The following is a 16,435-nucleotide window of genomic DNA, read 5'->3' on the forward strand; positions in this document are numbered from 1 at the left end:
TAACGCAAGATCAAATACGAATGTCAATTTATGCTAATAACCATAAGAAAAGGACATGTCGTAAATGGTTAACGTTCATTACCAAAAAAATATCAATGCAAAGCCACAGGTGCTTCGCGATACGCTGCTTAACCACCAGAGTTTAAGTGACTTCTTTAATGCAACATTTAAGGTATTAAAAGTAGAAAATGATGGTGAAGTAAGCGGCGGAGTGGGCTGCGTTAGAGAGGTTAATATTTTAGGTGTTCGCTTTAAAGAAGAGATCGTTCACGCAGATACGAACGGCATTGAGTACAGAGTCGTTGATGACTTCCCAGTGAAGGCGCATAGGGGCGTTATCGCGTTCACGCGACAAGAAAACGCAACAAACGTTTCCTATCGTATAACCTGTCGGGCGCCTTGGTATATGCCGAGTTGGTTACTAACGCGCCTTTTACAAAACGACATCGAGCAATGTTTGAATAAGTTAGGAGCGCGTTTTGATCCCCGTTGAACTTATTTTACTTGGCTTAAGCCCGGTTTTTTTACTGTGTGTTTTTGTGGAGTTCAAGAAGGCACGGCAGTTTTATAATGTAAAAGACAGTGTGAACAATGCATTGCTTGCACTGCTTCACCAGGGCTCTGATGCTTTGGTGTTGCTACTGTTGATGCCTTTTTTTCATTGGTTACACCAGTTTTCGTTATTTAATATAGAGCTAACGGCATTGTCGCTCTTTGCAGGTTTTATCCTGCAAGACTTTTTGTACTACTGGTTTCACCGAGCTTCACACAACATACACTGGTTTTGGTTGGCCCATGTGGTGCATCACAGCTCAACAAAAATGAATTTCACCACAGCGTTTAGACAAAGTATTTTGTACCCATTTGTGGGCATGTGGCTTTTTTGGGTGCCAATGATACTCATTGGTTTTTCACCCAGTTTGGTATTTGCCATAGTCGCGATAAATCTGGCTTATCAGTTTTTTGTACATACGCAAACGATTGGTCATTTAGGCTGGGCAGAGCGTATCTTCAACACCCCTACTCATCACCGCATTCACCACGCAACCAATAAGCCTTATATTGATAAGAACTATGGTGGCGTACTTATTATATGGGATAAGTTATTCGGCACTTTCGCTGAAGAAGATAAAACAATCAGTATAAAGTACGGCATCGTTGGAAAGATGCCTGAGGATAATCCTCTAAGCGCCAACTTCAGTCAAATAGGTGTGCTGCGTGAACAGCTTCAGCAGGCAAAAGGAATAAGGGCAAAGTTAAAGAGACTGGTTGGCTATCCTGTTGCAGATTGATGAAATCATCTAGCACCTTGCAAACCTCCTGTATGCAATACAACAATGCGTGAACCTTCCTCAAACTTGCCTTTAGCCAGCATATCTTTAACGGCCCAGAAGGCTTTGCCTGAGTAAACTGGCTCTATTTCAAATTCCATGGTGTTATTGAATTCGTTGCAAAAGGTTTGAAGTTCACTTGGCGCTTTGGCGTAGCCACCAAAATGGTAGCTATGATCAATATGCCAATGTGTCTGGTTAGCTGTTGGAAGAAATGGCTCAACCAACCCCTCTAGATAGCCTTCACCTTTTAGTACACCTATGCCAATGGCTTTGTTGCGAGAACGAAAGTCAGTAGCCGTTGTACTATTACGTTTATTTAATGCATTTACAATTCCCGCCAATGTCGCGCCGCTTGCGACGGGCGTAACGATAAAATCAAAGTCTACCTCGATTTCATCGACCATATCTTTTATCCCCTGAAGCGCCAGGGCCTGGCTTCCACCTTCAGGAATGATGATCGCATTGGGGAACTGCAGCTTTAGTTCATCTAAATAGGCGCTATCGTTACGCTTTTTGTAGGTAACTCTATTTACATATTCAATGCGAACATCCCACCGCATCAAATCCTTAATCATTGGCGATGGTGCAGCACTGTAGTCGCCCCGAATAATGGCAGTAAAAGGAACTCCAAGTTTATAACAAGCAAACCCCAATGCATGGAGGTGATTAGAAAAGCCGCCACCGAAACTGATTATAGCTTTTGGTAAAGGGCCCGTTAGTGCATGGCTTAGCTTTCGCCATTTGTTTCCTGACATCACAGGGTGAATTGCATCGTCACGCTTAACATAAAGCGATACCTTGCTTGCACCCTCCCAGTTCGGTTTGAAAGGGATAAGAGGCGAAGGAAGAGTGAGTGACGTTTTAAATTCATCAAGGGAAAGCACGATGAGAGCCTAGGGACAGTTGATCAATTGGACATTGGCAAGAGTATAACCAGATAGAAATTCAATAAAAGACCTGTAATTTTTATTACGCTTTATAAGAGCATTTTTATGGTTACTAATAAAAACTGTATTTTACGAAAACCTGTGATTTATACCCCATTATGGTTTTTTCATTATGTAAAAAACGCTTGGGCTATTTGTATGTCTTGCGCCAATAAAATAGCCGCTGCATCTGCCTTAATTATATTTTTTTCCATATCTGTGAGCGGACTAACCATGTCAAACAACGCCTATGCGCAAGAGTCTGATTTAGAACACATCAATGAGTATGTTCCCAATGCGAAACTGGTGGGGAAAGGCATGTTTTCTTACTACTTTTGGGACGTATATACCGGTGAACTTTTTGCTTCTGAAGGCAAGTACGCAAAGCAGCCTCCTTTTGCCCTTCGTTTGACCTACCAACGGGATCTTGAAGGGAAAAAGATTGCCGAGCGCTCTATTGATGAAATGAAAAAACAGGGAGATATCGCTGCCGATGATGCAGAAAAATGGCTGTCGCTAATGGAGCTTATCTTTCCTGACGTTAGCGAAGGCGATGTAATTACAGGGATTGCGACGAAAGAAGGCACAAGCGTGTTTTACGTAAATGGCGAAAAAGCGGATGTGATAAGCGACAGAACGTTTACGCAGCGTTTTTTTGATATCTGGTTAAGTGATGAAACATCGGAACCTAAGTTTAGAAGAAAGCTACTCGGAAAAGATTAGTTTAGTGATTTTATAGATATAAAGCCCAAGTAGGGTTAGTTGAGCAGGATAAGTAAAATGATAAAAAATATGATGAAGTTATGTTTAGGGGTAGGGTTTGCAGCATTGACCATGGCAGGACTGTCAGGATGTTCTGTGTCGGTCGATGGTGAAGACTATCAGACGGTGTCTCCAACTTTCGATATTGAGCAATTTTTTGATGGTAACGTTAAAGCCTGGGGCATTGTTCAAAACCGCTCGGGCGAGGTGGTACAAAGGTTTGTGGTGAACATCGATGGGTCAATAGATAATGATACATTAACCCTTGATGAAACTTTTGAGTATGGCGTGGGCGAAGGCCCAACCTCACGCACTTGGACTATTGTAAAACAGAGCGATAATAGCTTTGTAGGACGAGCGAGTGACATTGAAGGCCCTGCTAAGGGCACCAGCTATGGCAATGCATTCAATTTTCACTACGAGATGGATTTACCGGTAGACAATACGACCTATTCAGTAACCTTTGATGACTGGTTCTGGGCATTTGACGACAGCACTATGATGAACCGTTCTTACATTCGCAAGTTCGGCATTGTGATGGCAGAAGTCACTATTTTTATGCAGAAGCAAACAGATTAATAATTTGCAGATATAGACTTGGAAAGTCCACTGACCTATATCATCTATAGGTCAGCATTCGAAAAAAGTGAGTAGATTTAGCTAGTACAATTTAAAGTAGCTTACCTATAGATAGTGTCTATTATTTGCTGATTCTGATTAGCTGACTTTGACTCACACTAACGAGGAAAACAAAAAACAACGCCCAGCCCATGTCCTTGCATTAACGGGTCGTGCACAAACCAAGTTTGACCATCGTGCAGCTTAACTATTGCTGAAACGAGAGATAAGCCTAATCCGTTCCCTTTGCTCGTTCTGCTGCCATCAGCGCGATAAAAACGACGCTCTAAATTTATAATCTCATGCTCGCCAACACCTATCCCTGCATCATTGACGGCAATAACAATATGGCAAGGTGTAGTCGTCAGTTGCACCGTAACCATACTATTCTCATTCGAGTACTTGATAGCATTGTCTAATACGTTGGCTACGGCTTGGAAAAGTAAGTTAGGGTCAGCAAGCATAGTCACGCTTTCAAGCTGACTGGACAGCTGAATGTTGCGCTCCTCGGCGAGGGGGTGATAAAGGTCGACCACGTCTTCTACAATTGCCCGCGCGTCTGTATTGCAAAAGCCTTCTTTCTTGTTTGTGGTTTCAAGTCCGCTTATGCGCAATAAACTGTTGAACATATTCAGTAGGTTATCTGCTTCTTGAGTCGTGTCTTCTCGTAGCTGGTCGTCTTCAATTCTTTCTAAGGTATTACGAAGTCTGGAAAGCGGTGTGCGTAGGTCATGAGCAATACTGTCTGTGACTGACTTGATGTTATTAACCGAGCTTTCAATGGTATCCAGCATTTGATTAAAAACGAAGGAAAGACTGCTGAGATCGTCCCAATTGCTATCAATCTCTAGCCGCTCTTCAAGGTTACCAGTCTTTATAATCTTATCAGCGGTTTGAGACATGCGGTTAATTCGATTGACCACATAAACGGCAATGGCGAAGCTTAGAATACTTAAGGCACAAAGCAACACAACGATAATCCAGCTAAAGGTTTTGCCAAACCACTGTGCGCTATATAAGTCATCGATACCACGCCCGACATAGAGGGTATAGTCCCCTAGTACATCTTCCCTCATCAATGCTTGGCGTAAGGTTTTCCTTGATGAGCTGTTAGGCCGGGTAATGACAATTTCTGCAGTATCAAAGTTGGCCCCTTTGTGCCGCTCTAATACCAGAGGGATAGATGCTAAGTTCCCCGCAACTACTTGCTCATCTTTGCTCAGAACGACAAATGATCGCAAATGTTCGAATGAATGAGAGGGTGTTTTCGTGCTAGAAGAAAGTTGGTTATTGTCGCTTATAATGGCCGACTTAACCGCATCAATACCAAGATTTTCATAAAGCGTTACGAGCGCATTCGCTTTGGCGTTAACGGCAGCATTAGACTCGGAAATGAACAAGTCACTGCTCGTTAATCGCCAAAAGTAAACAATTAAAACAATGGCAATACAAGCTAGGGTGGTGAGCAATACGCCTACGCGAAAACTAGAACTACGCGTAAAGTCGCGTATTGCTATCATGCAAGCTCGTCCGCTATGCGGTAGCCAGTGCCTCTTACGGTTTCAATAAGCGGAACATTAAACGCTTTATCCACTTTCTGACGTAGACGGCTAATGTGAACATCAATCACGTTAGTCTGGGGGTCAAAATGATAATTCCAAACCTGTTCAAGCAACATACTTCGCGTCACAACTTTACCTTTGTGACGAAGTAGGCATTCAAGTAGTTGAAATTCTTTTGATTGAAGGTCAATTTCTTGATCGCCACGCAATACTTTACGGTTAACTAAGTCTAGCGTGAGGTCTCCAACTTTTATCAAGGTCTTGTCATCGCCGTCTTTATTGCGACCAGCCAAACCTTCAACGCGAGCAAGCAGCTCTTCAAAGGCGAAGGGTTTAGTTAGATAGTCGTTAGCGCCGGTACGAAGGCCTTTAACCTTATCTTCAACTTGGCTCTTGGCGCTAAGTAATAGAACAGGGGTCGTGTTACCTTCTTCGCGAAGCTTCTCAAGCACAGTGAAACCGTCGAGTTCGGGTAACATTACGTCTAAAATTACCGCGTCTAGTTCGTTACTAGCGGCTTGTTGGTAGCCTGATGTTCCATCGCCTACCGTAATACATTCATGCCCTTCACCCAATAGTCCATTTGCAATGTGCGAGGCAACCTTTGGATCATCTTCTACAAGTAGCACTTTCATTATTACGACTCTTTTGTTTATCTACATTCACGCACTTGTTTGGCATTGCTGGTACCGGTTTGCGGTATTTAACAAGCAGCAAGCGAGAACAAGCAGTCGAAAAGCAATATCGCTTTGCCTCTTTTACGAGCTATACGACTTAAAACGATCACTTTTAAGCTTTTTCGCATGTAGCTAAAATTTGACCTCATATGTAGAGCTCTTGCTCACTTTAAACGTTGGGTTAAGGTGATAGGGGTGATGCTATTATTCTCGCACTCAGCCTATCCACCTTTGTCAAAGCGCATGCTCGGGTTATAGGGGGTAAAATGTTGTACGTCCCCACGTGCGCACTTCTTCTGAACTTCATGCCAATATTCAGGTGTCATCAAGTCGCCGTGCAACGACTTAAGTATGTCTTTGAACTTTCGCTTACCTACAATAAAGTGCTCGAACTGTTCAGGAAATACGTCGTTAGGCGCTACTGAAAGTGTATCAATAGCATAGGGGTCATCAGATTTTGGCAACTCTCTGAAGTTACGCTCGTTCATTAAACAAATTTCATCATAATCATAGAAGATCACGCGACCGTGACGGGTTATACCAAAGTTTTTGTGCAGCATATCTCCGGGAAAGATATTTGCCATGGCGATTTGCTTAATGCAAAGGCCAAGCTCATCGAGCGCACGCTTTATCTTTTTCTCGTCGGTTTCTTCTTGAAGATAAATATTTAGCGGCGTCATTTTCCGCTCAATATACATGTGTTTGATGATAAGTTCTGTCTCGGTGAATTCTAAACTCGATGCGCAAGTTTCTTTTAGTTCTTCAATAAGCTCAGGCTCAATTCTCTCTAAAGGGAACCTAAAATTAACGTATTCGTGAGTGTCAGCCATTCGGCCAACACGATCTGACATTTTGACTAACTTGTAGCACTCTTTTACGTGTTCACGGGTGATTTTCTTACTTTCTGCAAATTCATCTTTAATAATTTTGAAAACAACGCCATATGAGGGCAGATGGAAAACCATCATCACTAACCCTCGAATTCCCGGCGCAGCCTCGAATTTGTCATCAGACTCGTCCATGTGTGCTAAGAAGTTACGATAAAATACCGTTTTGCCGTGTTTGTAGTGCCCCATCGACATATACAATTCAAAGTGTTTTTTATTTGGCAATAATTCTTGTAGGAAAGCGGCAACCTCGGCCGGATTTTGGGTGTCGGCCATAAAATAGCTGCGGGCAAAGCCAAAAATTACGCTCAGATCTTTACGGTCGGTCAGTAGGGCATCGACGAACATATGTGGCTCATTGTATCTTCGCATGGCGATGACAAACGGCAGGGTTTCGCCGGGCATACAGATGCGACCAATCAAATAAGCCGCTTTACCTCGAAAAAAAGTAGGCTTTAGGATCTCAACGGCCTGTACGCTAGCTAGCTGTTCTTTATTTAAACGTGAGCGTAAGGCCTTCTCAAGGTTCTGTAAGTCCCGTTCAAAGTTTTCAAACGGAATATTGTATCGATAAATTTTAAATATCGACTCGTACATCTCACGTACGGTAGTGGTGGTGTCAAAGCTGTTGACTACTTTGTCTCTGTCTTGCCCAGGCAAAAAACAGCGGCTAGGCAACACAAACATCATGTCGTTGTCTATTTTTCTGTGCTTAAACAAGCGGCCAATCACTGAATTGTAAAAGGTTTCAGCTAACTCAAACTGCGGGTGGCCTTCAAGCTGTAGCGCAAACACCTTTTTAAGCTCTTGCCAAAAAGCATCGTCTTTTTGGTGGACCTGAGTAAGCTGATAAATCTCGGCAACCGCATCTGACAGGCTTTGTTCATAAATGGTAATACGCTCTTTAGAGGCTAGCTGGGTTTCTTTCCAATTACCCTTTTCAAATCTTTCTTGAGCGCCCCGTGTAATTCGGGTGAACCACCGGTAACTCTTATCGAAATGAGACAGAATCTGATAGGCAACTTTTCTCACCAAGTTTTTGTCTTGGCTTGCAGCTAACTCTTGCATAGGGATGTTTTCCTTTTTTGTTACGCCTTATATCTACCACAAAACATGCTAATAGGAGAGGGGAGTTTGGTGTCGTTATCAAGTAAGTAGCCAATAATTCAATGTTTTTGTTATTTTCTTATACTTTCGTTTAATGTATTCTAAAGATGGATTAGTAACCAATTATAAGATTGTAGTTGATGGGTTTTAATATTCTAATTTGTGACGATTCAGCACTTGCACGGAAAATGGCTAGAAGTAACTTGCCTAGTGGGTTCGCTGAAGCTATTTATGAAGTGTCAAATGGTATGGACGCTCTAGAAGTATTAGCACATCATACTATTGACCTTGTATTACTAGATTTAACAATGCCTGTGCTGGGCGGTCTTAGTGTATTAAGTGAAATTAAACGCCGTAAACTTGAGACTTTTGTTATTGTTATTTCAGGCGATATACAGCCATTGATGCAAGAGAAAGTGATGTCACTAGGCGCATTAGGTTTTATTGAAAAGCCGATTAAGCGCGATGAACTTACGTCGGTTTTACAACGCTTTGGTTTCATTCTTCCCGATACTTATAAAGCGCCGATTGCGGTTTGACCACTTACACCCTATGCGGTGGCACTTCGGTTCTCGCAACCCTCGTACCTATTAATTCAACTTCTCCTGTATATCTATCCTCGCCATTGCTTGAAAACTCAAAATTGAATAAGCTGTGCCAGTCCGGTTTACCAAACTTAAATGAGAACCGAGTTTTGGCCCTGGCCACACTTAACAGCTGCAAACCATGTTTATCACAGTATTGTTTTAGATAAGCGTTTGTTTGCTCAGAAATGGCCCGAATGCGCCAAAACTGATAGCCGGTAAATACAATTACTAACCATATGACCAATTCAAGTAACGTCATTTATTTTCTCGCCTGTGCAAACAATCGCTCAAATGCTTTGCTTAGAATATCCGAGTTGGCGTCTGAGTGTAGCAGCGTAAGTACTTGTCTGCGTAATTTCGGAATTTGGACTAAATCAGAAAAGAAACCAGCAAATAAGGCACCTTGGTGACCTTCTTTTTCGTCAACTTTTGCAGCTTGTTCTAAAAAGGTACTAAGTAGGAGCGGTTCCATTTGCTCAAAATGCCGTGCCGCAATAACACTTAAAATATCGAGGCGCTGCGTTTTTTCATCGTTCAATAAGTCTAGAAGCTTACTATTTATCGTTGGGTTGAAGTTTCCTTCAGAGGTGCCCCTCAAAGCCGCTAGATTGATGTCGTCGCCATCATCAATTTTGCTCAAATACATAGCCAATAAGTTATCTGACAAAGAAACGCTCTCGCTTGTCTCCATAAGCGTATTAACAAACACATCTGAGTAAATTGCTACATTGGCTTTAATTGCCTCTTCTAACACATCTCGCTTTGCGTGCATGCTGAAACCATGTACAAAATCTGCCACGCTTTGCATTGATATTTTTTGCCAATCCACAAGCTGCGGGGCTTGAATATAAGCTTCAACTTTCTGCGCCTCTTCACTTAGGGGATGGTTTAACGTGCTTTTGACTAGAGCATTAAACTGAGCAAGTTGCGATTGGTTCGGAACGAAGGAATAAGGGTTGTCGGGCAATTGCTTTGCATTTTCGGTATCTTCTGCAATCGACTTCCCTAGAGCATCCACAATAATCTCTAGAAAATGATTTCTAGCAGCGGCAACGACCAAGCCTTGCTCATCAAGTGGCAGCTTTATAAACCAAATATAGTGTTGCGAAGATGCATTTTTGTTCCAAAAAACAATACCGAACCACGCATGTTGTTGACGAGGGTAGGGCGCGTAAGCACTGCCATTTTCTATTTCTAGAAACGTTTGATTATCTGTGGGTTCAATACGTCGACCTAAATCAAAAACATGATATTCAGTGCCTGCGTGTAACAAAAACTCACTGATAGAATTGATACTGTTAGCGCTCATAACTCGTTCCAAAATACTGCTTTAAATAAATGTTGCTAGGCCCGTAACCCTTTGATGTTCAGCAAAGAACAACCGCCTCTAGGACATGCTTATATTCGCTAGGGCCATCAGCAAACCTCATTAATGGTATCACAGCAGAAGAATTTCAACGATACAACACACTGACTTATGTTGACCTTAAGCCCCTGATATACTGCGCGCTATAAATTGAAGCGTATTAGGATAGGGGAGGAGTAGTGAATCAAGCGAATAGTAGCAGTCATTTAGCTTTCATCAACGCACTGGAGCAATTAGAAACGGTAATGCAGCAAGATGGTGTTTGGCCAGATGAAGTACCCAATGACCAAGCGCTTAAAAATGCTATAGGAAGTGAAGTACCTTTCGCAGCAGACTGTTTTTCTTTTGAAGCTTGGCTGGCTTTTATTTTTATTCCCAAAATGCGCATTTTGTTGGCGCAATCGCACCCTATACCGGCGATGCAAATTACACCCGCAGCAGAAGTGTGCTTACCACCCGAGAATCAAAGTACCCTGTCTGCGCTAAAGTATATTGACGATATTGCCAGTGGAGACATTGGATGAGTAAGCTAGAGCAATCGCCAAGAGCCGTTGAGAAAGTGTCACTAAATGATGAAGTCGAGCTGACGGAAAAGCAGACTGGCGAAAAAAACAGTGTTGAAGAACAAGGTAGTGCGAACTCTCTACACTTGCCTGTTTTATACCTGGATGAGCATATCATTGCGATAAATAAGCCCCCAGGTCTGCTAGTCCACAGAAGTCCTATAGATAGGCATGAAACCGTATTTGCGGTGCAGACGCTTAGAGATCAAATCGGCAAGCACGTGTTTCCAGCTCACCGCTTAGATAGGCCTACATCAGGCGTGTTGGTGTTTAGTTTTAACTCAGAAATTGCGGCAAAGCTAGGCCAGCAAATGATGGACAAGCAGGTGGTAAAGGGTTATCACGCTGTGGTTAGAGGCTTCGTCAACCACACGGGCTTTATTGATTATGCTCTTAAGTATCGTTATGACAAAATTGCAGATAAACACAAAAGGCCACAGCAAGCACCTCAGCCAGCGTCCACCATGTATGAGTCACTCGAAAAGTTTGAAGTGCCCGAGCCTGTAGGTAGGTACCAAAGTGCTAGATATTCGTTAGTAAAACTTTCTCCGAGCACTGGGCGTAAGCACCAGCTTCGAAGACACATGGTACACATTCGTCACCCCATTATTGGCGATACAACTCACGGCGATGGGAAGCAAAACAAATTCGCTAAACAGCACTTTAATTTTAATAATTTGGCCTTAAGTTGTACTCATATGGGCTTTTCTCATCCTGTTAGCGGTAAATGGATAACGATTAATGGTGAGATGCACAATGAAATGCAACAATTCGTAAACAGGTTAAAACCGTTTAGCTTGATAAGATAGAAATACTTTCCGCCTGTCGACATGGGCGACGATCATTGGTTTAAGAGGTAAAAATGGCAACATTGAAAATTATTGCGGGTACAGTATACGGTAACGCACAACACGTAGCTGAGCAGGTGGAAGAAAATTTAGCTGAGCAGGGAGTTGATTGCTCACTGGAAAGCGACCCTTCAGTAGCCGATTTTACTGATGCTGACGCACTGTTAATTATTACCTCAACGACAGGTCAGGGCGATGTTCCACCTAACCTAGAGTTTGTGTTTTCAGATTTAAAAGACGAATCACCTATACTAACGGGCAAGCCGTTCGCTGTTGCAGCGCTGGGTGACAGCAGCTATGGCGAAAGCTTTTGTGGAGCAGGTAAACAATTCCAAGAATTACTTGCTGAACTGCAAGGTAACGCGGTTGCTGATATGTTAGAAGTTGATGCTATTGAAACCCTAGAGCCCGAAAAAGACGTGGTGGAGTGGGTTAACACCATCAAGGACAAGCTTTTGTCTTAAGCGTTGATGGCTTATGGGTTAAAAATGAAAAGAGGCGCTAAGGCGCCTCTTTTTTTATATGCGAACGTCGTTAATTACTTAACGACGCATAAGTTATTACTCAACGCCGCGAAGTAGAGCGTTAATACCTACTTTAGCGCGGGTTTTTGCATCAACTTTTTTCACGATGATTGCTGCGTATAGGCTGTACTTACCATCTGCGCTAGGCAGGTTACCCGCAACAACTACAGAGCCCGCTGGAACACGGCCGTAGTGAACTTCGCCGGTCTCACGGTCATAGATACGCGTGCTCTGACCGATGTAAACGCCCATTGAAATTACTGACCCTTCTTCAACGATAACACCTTCTACAATTTCAGAACGCGCACCGATAAAACAGTTATCTTCGATAATGGTAGGGTTTGCCTGAAGTGGCTCTAATACGCCGCCGATGCCAACGCCACCAGAAAGGTGAACATTCTTACCAATCTGTGCACACGAGCCTACCGTAGCCCACGTATCAACCATTGTGCCTTCATCAACAAATGCACCAATGTTTACGTAAGAGGGCATAACAACCGCGTTCTTACCTACGAAAGTACCTGTACGTACTGCCGCTGGCGGAACAATACGTGCGCCGTCAGCCGCAAATTGTTCAGCTGTGTAGTTAGTGTACTTAAGTGGTACTTTGTCATAAAACTTGCTTTCAGCGCCTTCAATCACATCGTTGTTGTGAAGACGGAAGAAAAGTAGAACAGCTTTTTTCAGCCACTGGTGTACTACCCATTCGCCAGCAATTTTTTCTGCAACGCGGCCTTTTCCGCTATTAAGTAGGTCGATAGCTTGCGCTACCGCATCTCTTACTTCATCAGGTGCTGATGACGGGCTAATGCTGTCGCGATTTTCGAAGGCGTCTTCAATAATGGCTTTCAATTCATTCATGGTATTGTGATATCTTCAAGTTGGTCGAGTTTAAACAGGATACGCTTTTTAAGGTTTACCTGTTGTTCTTGGGTTAATGCGATGCCAGCCTCATTGCTGACGATAAAAATATCTTCGGCTCGCTCGCCAATGGTGGCAATTTTTGCAAGCTTTAGTGTCATATTAGTATCAACGAATGCATGACCAATTTTAGCTAAAATGCCCGGTGCGTCTAGGGCTTCTAACTCGATAAGCGTGGCTTCATCGTTGATATTGAAAAAACGAACCTTGGTGGGCACGTCTAACTGTTTCATTTGGCGCGGTAACTTTCGTTTGTTTTCGTGAGAGCGTCCCGGCTTTTCTAATTGGGCAGAAATGGCATTCTCAATAGAAGCAATGCGCGACTCTGAGCTAATACGACTGCCGTCATTTTCAAGAATAAGCATACTGTCAAACACATAACTATCTTTAGTGACAGTAACGTGGGCGTCGTGAATTGAACAATTACGGCTATCTAGTACAGATGCGACTTGAGCAAACAGGGCTTTTCTATCTTTCCCATAAACAAATACTTCAGTGCCGCCTTTAGCGCTGTTGTCGTTAGCCTTTACTAATAGACCATCGTGTTCTGGTGTAAGCCATTCATTCTGAGCTTTAATAATTTCATCGGTATGCCATGCAATTTGCGTAGGCTTAAAGCGAACAAAGTAGTCATCATCAAGCCTTGCCCACAGCGCATCTATGGCAATAGGGTCTATAGCACGCTCTTGCAGAATCTGTCTTGCCTGATGTTTGTGAGTGGTTACTCGCTCGTTGAGTGTAACCTGACACTGTAGCCCATTGTCTAACGCTTTTTGTGTCATTAGATACAGCTCACGAAGCAAAGACGCTTTCCAGTCATTCCAAAGGTTATCGTTGGTAGCGCGAATATCGGCAAGGGTCAGTGTATAAAGTAAATTAAGGTGGTTATGGCTTCTTACCGCACCAGCAAACTCACTAATGACATCAGGATCGTATATGTCGCGGCGTTGGGCAACCACTGACATAAGCAGATGGTTTTCTACAAGCCATGCAATCAATTCTGCATCTTTACTGGGTACATCGTGCTGTGCACAGAACTTAGCGACATCTTGCGCGCCTAGGGTTGAGTGGTCGCCATTACGACCTTTTGCGATGTCATGGAAAATTGCAGCAATGTAAAGTATTTCAGGTTTGTCTAGGTTTCGACAAATTCTGCCGCAGCGTGGAAAATCTTTGTTCTCTTTCGAGAAAAAATAGTTTACATGCTTTACTAATCGGTGAGTGTGTTCGTCCACCGTGTAGGCGTGAAACAAGTCAAACTGCATCATACCCACAATGGTATCCCACTCTGGAAGGTAGGCTTGTAAAATACCGTACTGGTGCATAATGTCCCAACCGAAATCAAAAAATTCGGGTTGCTTCATTAATCGCATAAATTTATCGCGGCACAGAGGGCGTTCAACGTAATATTCTGCTTCGAAGGCCCGGTGAGCGTTACGCAATTGTCGAATACAAATGGTACTTAAGCCTTTTACTTCTGGCGTGTTTGCCACCAAATGTAAGAAGTCTAAAATTGCCTCAGGTGATGAAAATACGGTTTCGTGACGCGGCGAAATCATATTGTCGAGCAGTTCAAAATCTTCGTTTATGATTACGCTTTTTTGCACGCTTTGGTTAAGCATGTCGTACTTGAAGCGCTGAAGCAGCATTTGGTTCAGTTCAGACACGCGCGCTACGGTGCGGAAAAAGTCACGCATCATTTTTTCCACAGATGCCTTACCTTCTTCACCGTATCCCATCATTTGTGCGACATCGGGTTGATAGTCGAAAAGCAGTCGGTTTTCGCTTCTGCCAGCAACTAAGTGCAGCGCACAACGCATTTTCCACAGGTGCATACGACAGGCGATTAACTCACTGTGTTCTTGTTCGGTGAAGTAACCGTGACCCACCAAGTTCCATCCGTCATACTCTTTAAAGTGCTTTTTCGCTACCCAACCGATAGATTGAATGTCTCGCAAACATCCCGGGTTTTCTTTAATGTTTGGTTCAAGGTTGTAAGCGGTGCCGTTGAACTTGGCGTGGCGCCTCTTTTGCTCGTCATATTTAGCCGAGAAGAAAGATTTACTCGACCATGAATTGCGACCGTTTACCTCATCCCACAGTTTGTCGAATGTAGTTTCACTTCCACAAAGCAGACGGCTTTCAACGAGATTCGTCGCAATAGTAATATCGTCTTTCGCCAGTTTAACCGTTTCTTTAATGGTGCGTACCGACTGTCCAACATCTAGCTTGATATCCCATAAAAGGGTGATGAACATGCCAATTTTTTCTTGCACTTCAGGCTTTAGCTTCTTCTTGCTGACAATGAGTAAATCGATGTCTGAGTGGGGTTGTAAATGGCCGCGACCGTATCCACCCACCGCGCAAAGGGAAAGCTCGTCCACGGTATCTAAGCCGTAAAGTTGCCAAAGGTGACAAAGCAATGCGTCGACAAACTGCGCACGACCGGTAACGAGCTGATTAACTGGCGTAGCGTCGAAAGACTCTGTTATCCAAGTATAACTGGCTTCCACGCACGATTTAATGACGGGAATTTCATCAACAGAGTTAATTGTGTCGATATTCTTTATCAGTGATTGCAGCGTCAAAATGCACCTTTGAAATAGACTTCTATTAAAACGCTAAGAACAATAGCATGAATTGATAGTAGTTCGCAGTAGCAAATTTATGCATAAGTTAGGTTGAATTGTGAATATTTATGGTTTTTTGTTATAGGTGTGTAGCCCGTTTAATAGGCGCATCGTATGAGAATTAAAAATAAAGATTTAGTATGCCGTTTTGAATGAGGCAAAGGGGCAATCAAAGCGGCTGTAAGCTTAACAGCCGCAATATGAAAATTATCCGTGTGAAATAACACGCTCTAAGCTTTCTTCCTCACGAAGCGTAAGAATTTCAACACCGGTCTCTGTAACTAAAAGAGTGTGCTCCCATTGGGCACTTAAACTTCTGTCTTTGGTCACAACAGTCCATTGATCTGGCAAAACTTTTGAGTAACGTTTGCCTGCGTTAACCATAGGTTCGATGGTAAAGCACATCCCAGGCTCTAAAACGTCACCTGTACCAGGCTTTCCATAGTGAACAATTTGCGGTTCTTCGTGGAAGCTTGCACCAATACCGTGACCGCAGTATTCACGCACTATTGAATAGTTATGCGCTTCAGCATGGGTTTGACAAATATGGCCAATATCGCCAAGACGCATGCCCGGCTTCACTTGTTCAATCGCTTTATATAGGCACTCTTGAGTAACGCGAATAAGGCGCTCGGCAAGAATAGATGGCTTACCTACAACGAACATCTTCGAAGTATCACCGTGATAACCGTCTTTTATAACAGTTACATCAATGTTGATGATGTCACCGTCTTTTAGCTTCTTGTCAGAAGGAATGCCGTGACATATACAATGGTTCACCGACGTACAAATAGACTTTGGAAATGGTGGGTGACCATAGTTTAGCGGGGCGGGCACTGCCTTTTGCTCGTTTACTATATAGTCGTGACAAATGGTATTAAGTTCATCGGTAGTTACGCCTTTTTTCACATAAGGCCCGATCATAGTAAGTACTTCAGCAGCCAGTTTACCGGCTACGCGCATTTTTTCGATTTCTTCTGGGGTTTTGATAATAGCTGTCACAGCGCCTCTCAAATCGTTTGAAACTAGTTTGGTGAAGAATTTAAATTACTTACGCAGTATAACACTATTCAGGTCATTCTTAGTAAGGTGCTGATATTCATGGTTTTTAAATGGTGATTTC

At 43.1% G+C, this 16,435-nt stretch carries 17 protein-coding genes; 8 read left to right on the top strand and 9 right to left on the bottom strand.

Going from position 1 to position 16,435, the window contains the following annotated elements; translation table 11 throughout:
- The first annotated feature begins 64 nt into the window (after positions 1–64).
- Together ACXAER_RS14710 and ACXAER_RS14715 are read left to right on the top strand one after the other, a co-directional pair.
- Positions 65–493 carry an SRPBCC family protein gene (locus ACXAER_RS14710; protein WP_474830391.1) on the top strand — a complete coding sequence of 143 codons (429 nt, stop codon included), beginning with the start codon at positions 65–67 and terminating at the stop codon, positions 491–493.
- Positions 480–1,292: a sterol desaturase family protein gene (locus tag ACXAER_RS14715; protein WP_474830393.1), complete on the top strand. Its 813-nt coding sequence runs from the start codon at positions 480–482 to the stop codon at positions 1,290–1,292. Before ACXAER_RS14710 ends, ACXAER_RS14715 begins: the two co-directional genes overlap by 14 nt.
- 5 nt (positions 1,293–1,297) lie before the next feature.
- On the opposite strand, the gene ACXAER_RS14720 is transcribed toward ACXAER_RS14715, so the two are convergent.
- Positions 1,298–2,218, bottom strand: a complete 921-nt coding sequence (locus tag ACXAER_RS14720; RefSeq protein WP_474830395.1) for a 1-aminocyclopropane-1-carboxylate deaminase/D-cysteine desulfhydrase — start codon at positions 2,216–2,218, stop codon at positions 1,298–1,300.
- Positions 2,219–2,494: 276 nt separating this feature from the next.
- Between ACXAER_RS14720 and ACXAER_RS14725 the strand changes: the two genes are divergently transcribed.
- A complete protein-coding gene (locus ACXAER_RS14725; RefSeq protein WP_474830397.1) occupies positions 2,495–2,983 on the top strand; it encodes a chalcone isomerase family protein in 489 nt (162 codons plus the stop codon).
- A gap of 57 nt (positions 2,984–3,040) precedes the next feature.
- Positions 3,041–3,601 (top strand): DUF3833 domain-containing protein, encoded by a 561-nt coding sequence (locus ACXAER_RS14730; RefSeq protein WP_474830399.1) that lies wholly within the window; start codon positions 3,041–3,043, stop codon positions 3,599–3,601.
- Between the two features lie 158 nt (positions 3,602–3,759).
- Here the strand turns inward: ACXAER_RS14730 and ACXAER_RS14735 are convergent, their stop codons facing one another.
- From ACXAER_RS14735 to aceK, 3 genes are all read right to left on the bottom strand, one after another.
- Entirely contained in the window at positions 3,760–5,160 is a 1,401-nt protein-coding gene (locus ACXAER_RS14735; protein ID WP_474830401.1) for a HAMP domain-containing sensor histidine kinase, read from the bottom strand.
- A complete protein-coding gene (locus ACXAER_RS14740) occupies positions 5,157–5,837 on the bottom strand; it encodes a response regulator transcription factor (RefSeq protein ID WP_474805288.1) in 681 nt (226 codons plus the stop codon). Before ACXAER_RS14740 ends, ACXAER_RS14735 begins: the two co-directional genes overlap by 4 nt.
- 263 nt (positions 5,838–6,100) lie before the next feature.
- A complete protein-coding gene (gene aceK, locus ACXAER_RS14745) occupies positions 6,101–7,834 on the bottom strand; it encodes a bifunctional isocitrate dehydrogenase kinase/phosphatase (RefSeq protein ID WP_474830404.1) in 1,734 nt (577 codons plus the stop codon).
- Positions 7,835–8,013: 179 nt separating this feature from the next.
- On the opposite strand from aceK, the gene ACXAER_RS14750 reads away from it, so the two are divergent.
- Positions 8,014–8,412 (top strand): response regulator, encoded by a 399-nt coding sequence (locus tag ACXAER_RS14750; RefSeq protein WP_025256222.1) that lies wholly within the window; start codon positions 8,014–8,016, stop codon positions 8,410–8,412.
- Positions 8,413–8,416: 4 nt separating this feature from the next.
- On the opposite strand, the gene ACXAER_RS14755 is transcribed toward ACXAER_RS14750, so the two are convergent.
- Both ACXAER_RS14755 and ACXAER_RS14760 read right to left on the bottom strand, forming a co-directional pair.
- Positions 8,417–8,719: a DUF3301 domain-containing protein gene (locus tag ACXAER_RS14755; protein WP_474830406.1), complete on the bottom strand. Its 303-nt coding sequence runs from the start codon at positions 8,717–8,719 to the stop codon at positions 8,417–8,419.
- Positions 8,720–9,769: a DUF3549 family protein gene (locus ACXAER_RS14760; RefSeq protein WP_474830408.1), complete on the bottom strand. Its 1,050-nt coding sequence runs from the start codon at positions 9,767–9,769 to the stop codon at positions 8,720–8,722.
- 236 nt (positions 9,770–10,005) lie between these two features.
- Here ACXAER_RS14760 and ACXAER_RS14765 point away from each other — a divergent pair, with 236 nt between their 5' ends.
- From ACXAER_RS14765 to ACXAER_RS14775, 3 genes are read left to right on the top strand one after another with little or no spacing between them, the layout of a single operon-like run.
- A complete protein-coding gene (locus ACXAER_RS14765; RefSeq protein WP_474830410.1) occupies positions 10,006–10,350 on the top strand; it encodes a YqcC family protein in 345 nt (114 codons plus the stop codon).
- Positions 10,347–11,198: a tRNA pseudouridine(65) synthase TruC gene (truC, locus tag ACXAER_RS14770; RefSeq protein WP_474830412.1), complete on the top strand. Its 852-nt coding sequence runs from the start codon at positions 10,347–10,349 to the stop codon at positions 11,196–11,198. The genes ACXAER_RS14765 and truC overlap by 4 nt, the downstream gene beginning before the upstream one ends.
- Positions 11,199–11,251: 53 nt before the next feature.
- Positions 11,252–11,701 carry a flavodoxin domain-containing protein gene (locus tag ACXAER_RS14775; protein ID WP_474830414.1) on the top strand — a complete coding sequence of 150 codons (450 nt, stop codon included), beginning with the start codon at positions 11,252–11,254 and terminating at the stop codon, positions 11,699–11,701.
- 96 nt (positions 11,702–11,797) lie between these two features.
- Here ACXAER_RS14775 and dapD read toward each other — a convergent pair whose 3' ends face one another.
- From dapD to map, 3 genes are all read right to left on the bottom strand, one after another.
- On the bottom strand, positions 11,798–12,622 hold the full coding sequence (gene dapD / locus ACXAER_RS14780) for a 2,3,4,5-tetrahydropyridine-2,6-dicarboxylate N-succinyltransferase (protein WP_118490066.1): 825 nt from the start codon (positions 12,620–12,622) through the stop codon (positions 11,798–11,800).
- On the bottom strand, positions 12,619–15,270 hold the full coding sequence (gene glnD, locus ACXAER_RS14785; protein WP_474830416.1) for a [protein-PII] uridylyltransferase: 2,652 nt from the start codon (positions 15,268–15,270) through the stop codon (positions 12,619–12,621). Before glnD ends, dapD begins: the two co-directional genes overlap by 4 nt.
- Positions 15,271–15,519: 249 nt before the next feature.
- Positions 15,520–16,314: a type I methionyl aminopeptidase gene (map, locus tag ACXAER_RS14790; protein ID WP_179982597.1), complete on the bottom strand. Its 795-nt coding sequence runs from the start codon at positions 16,312–16,314 to the stop codon at positions 15,520–15,522.
- Positions 16,315–16,435 lie beyond the last annotated feature (121 nt).

Source organism: Alteromonas sp. AWJ4_199, assembly GCF_056159165.1.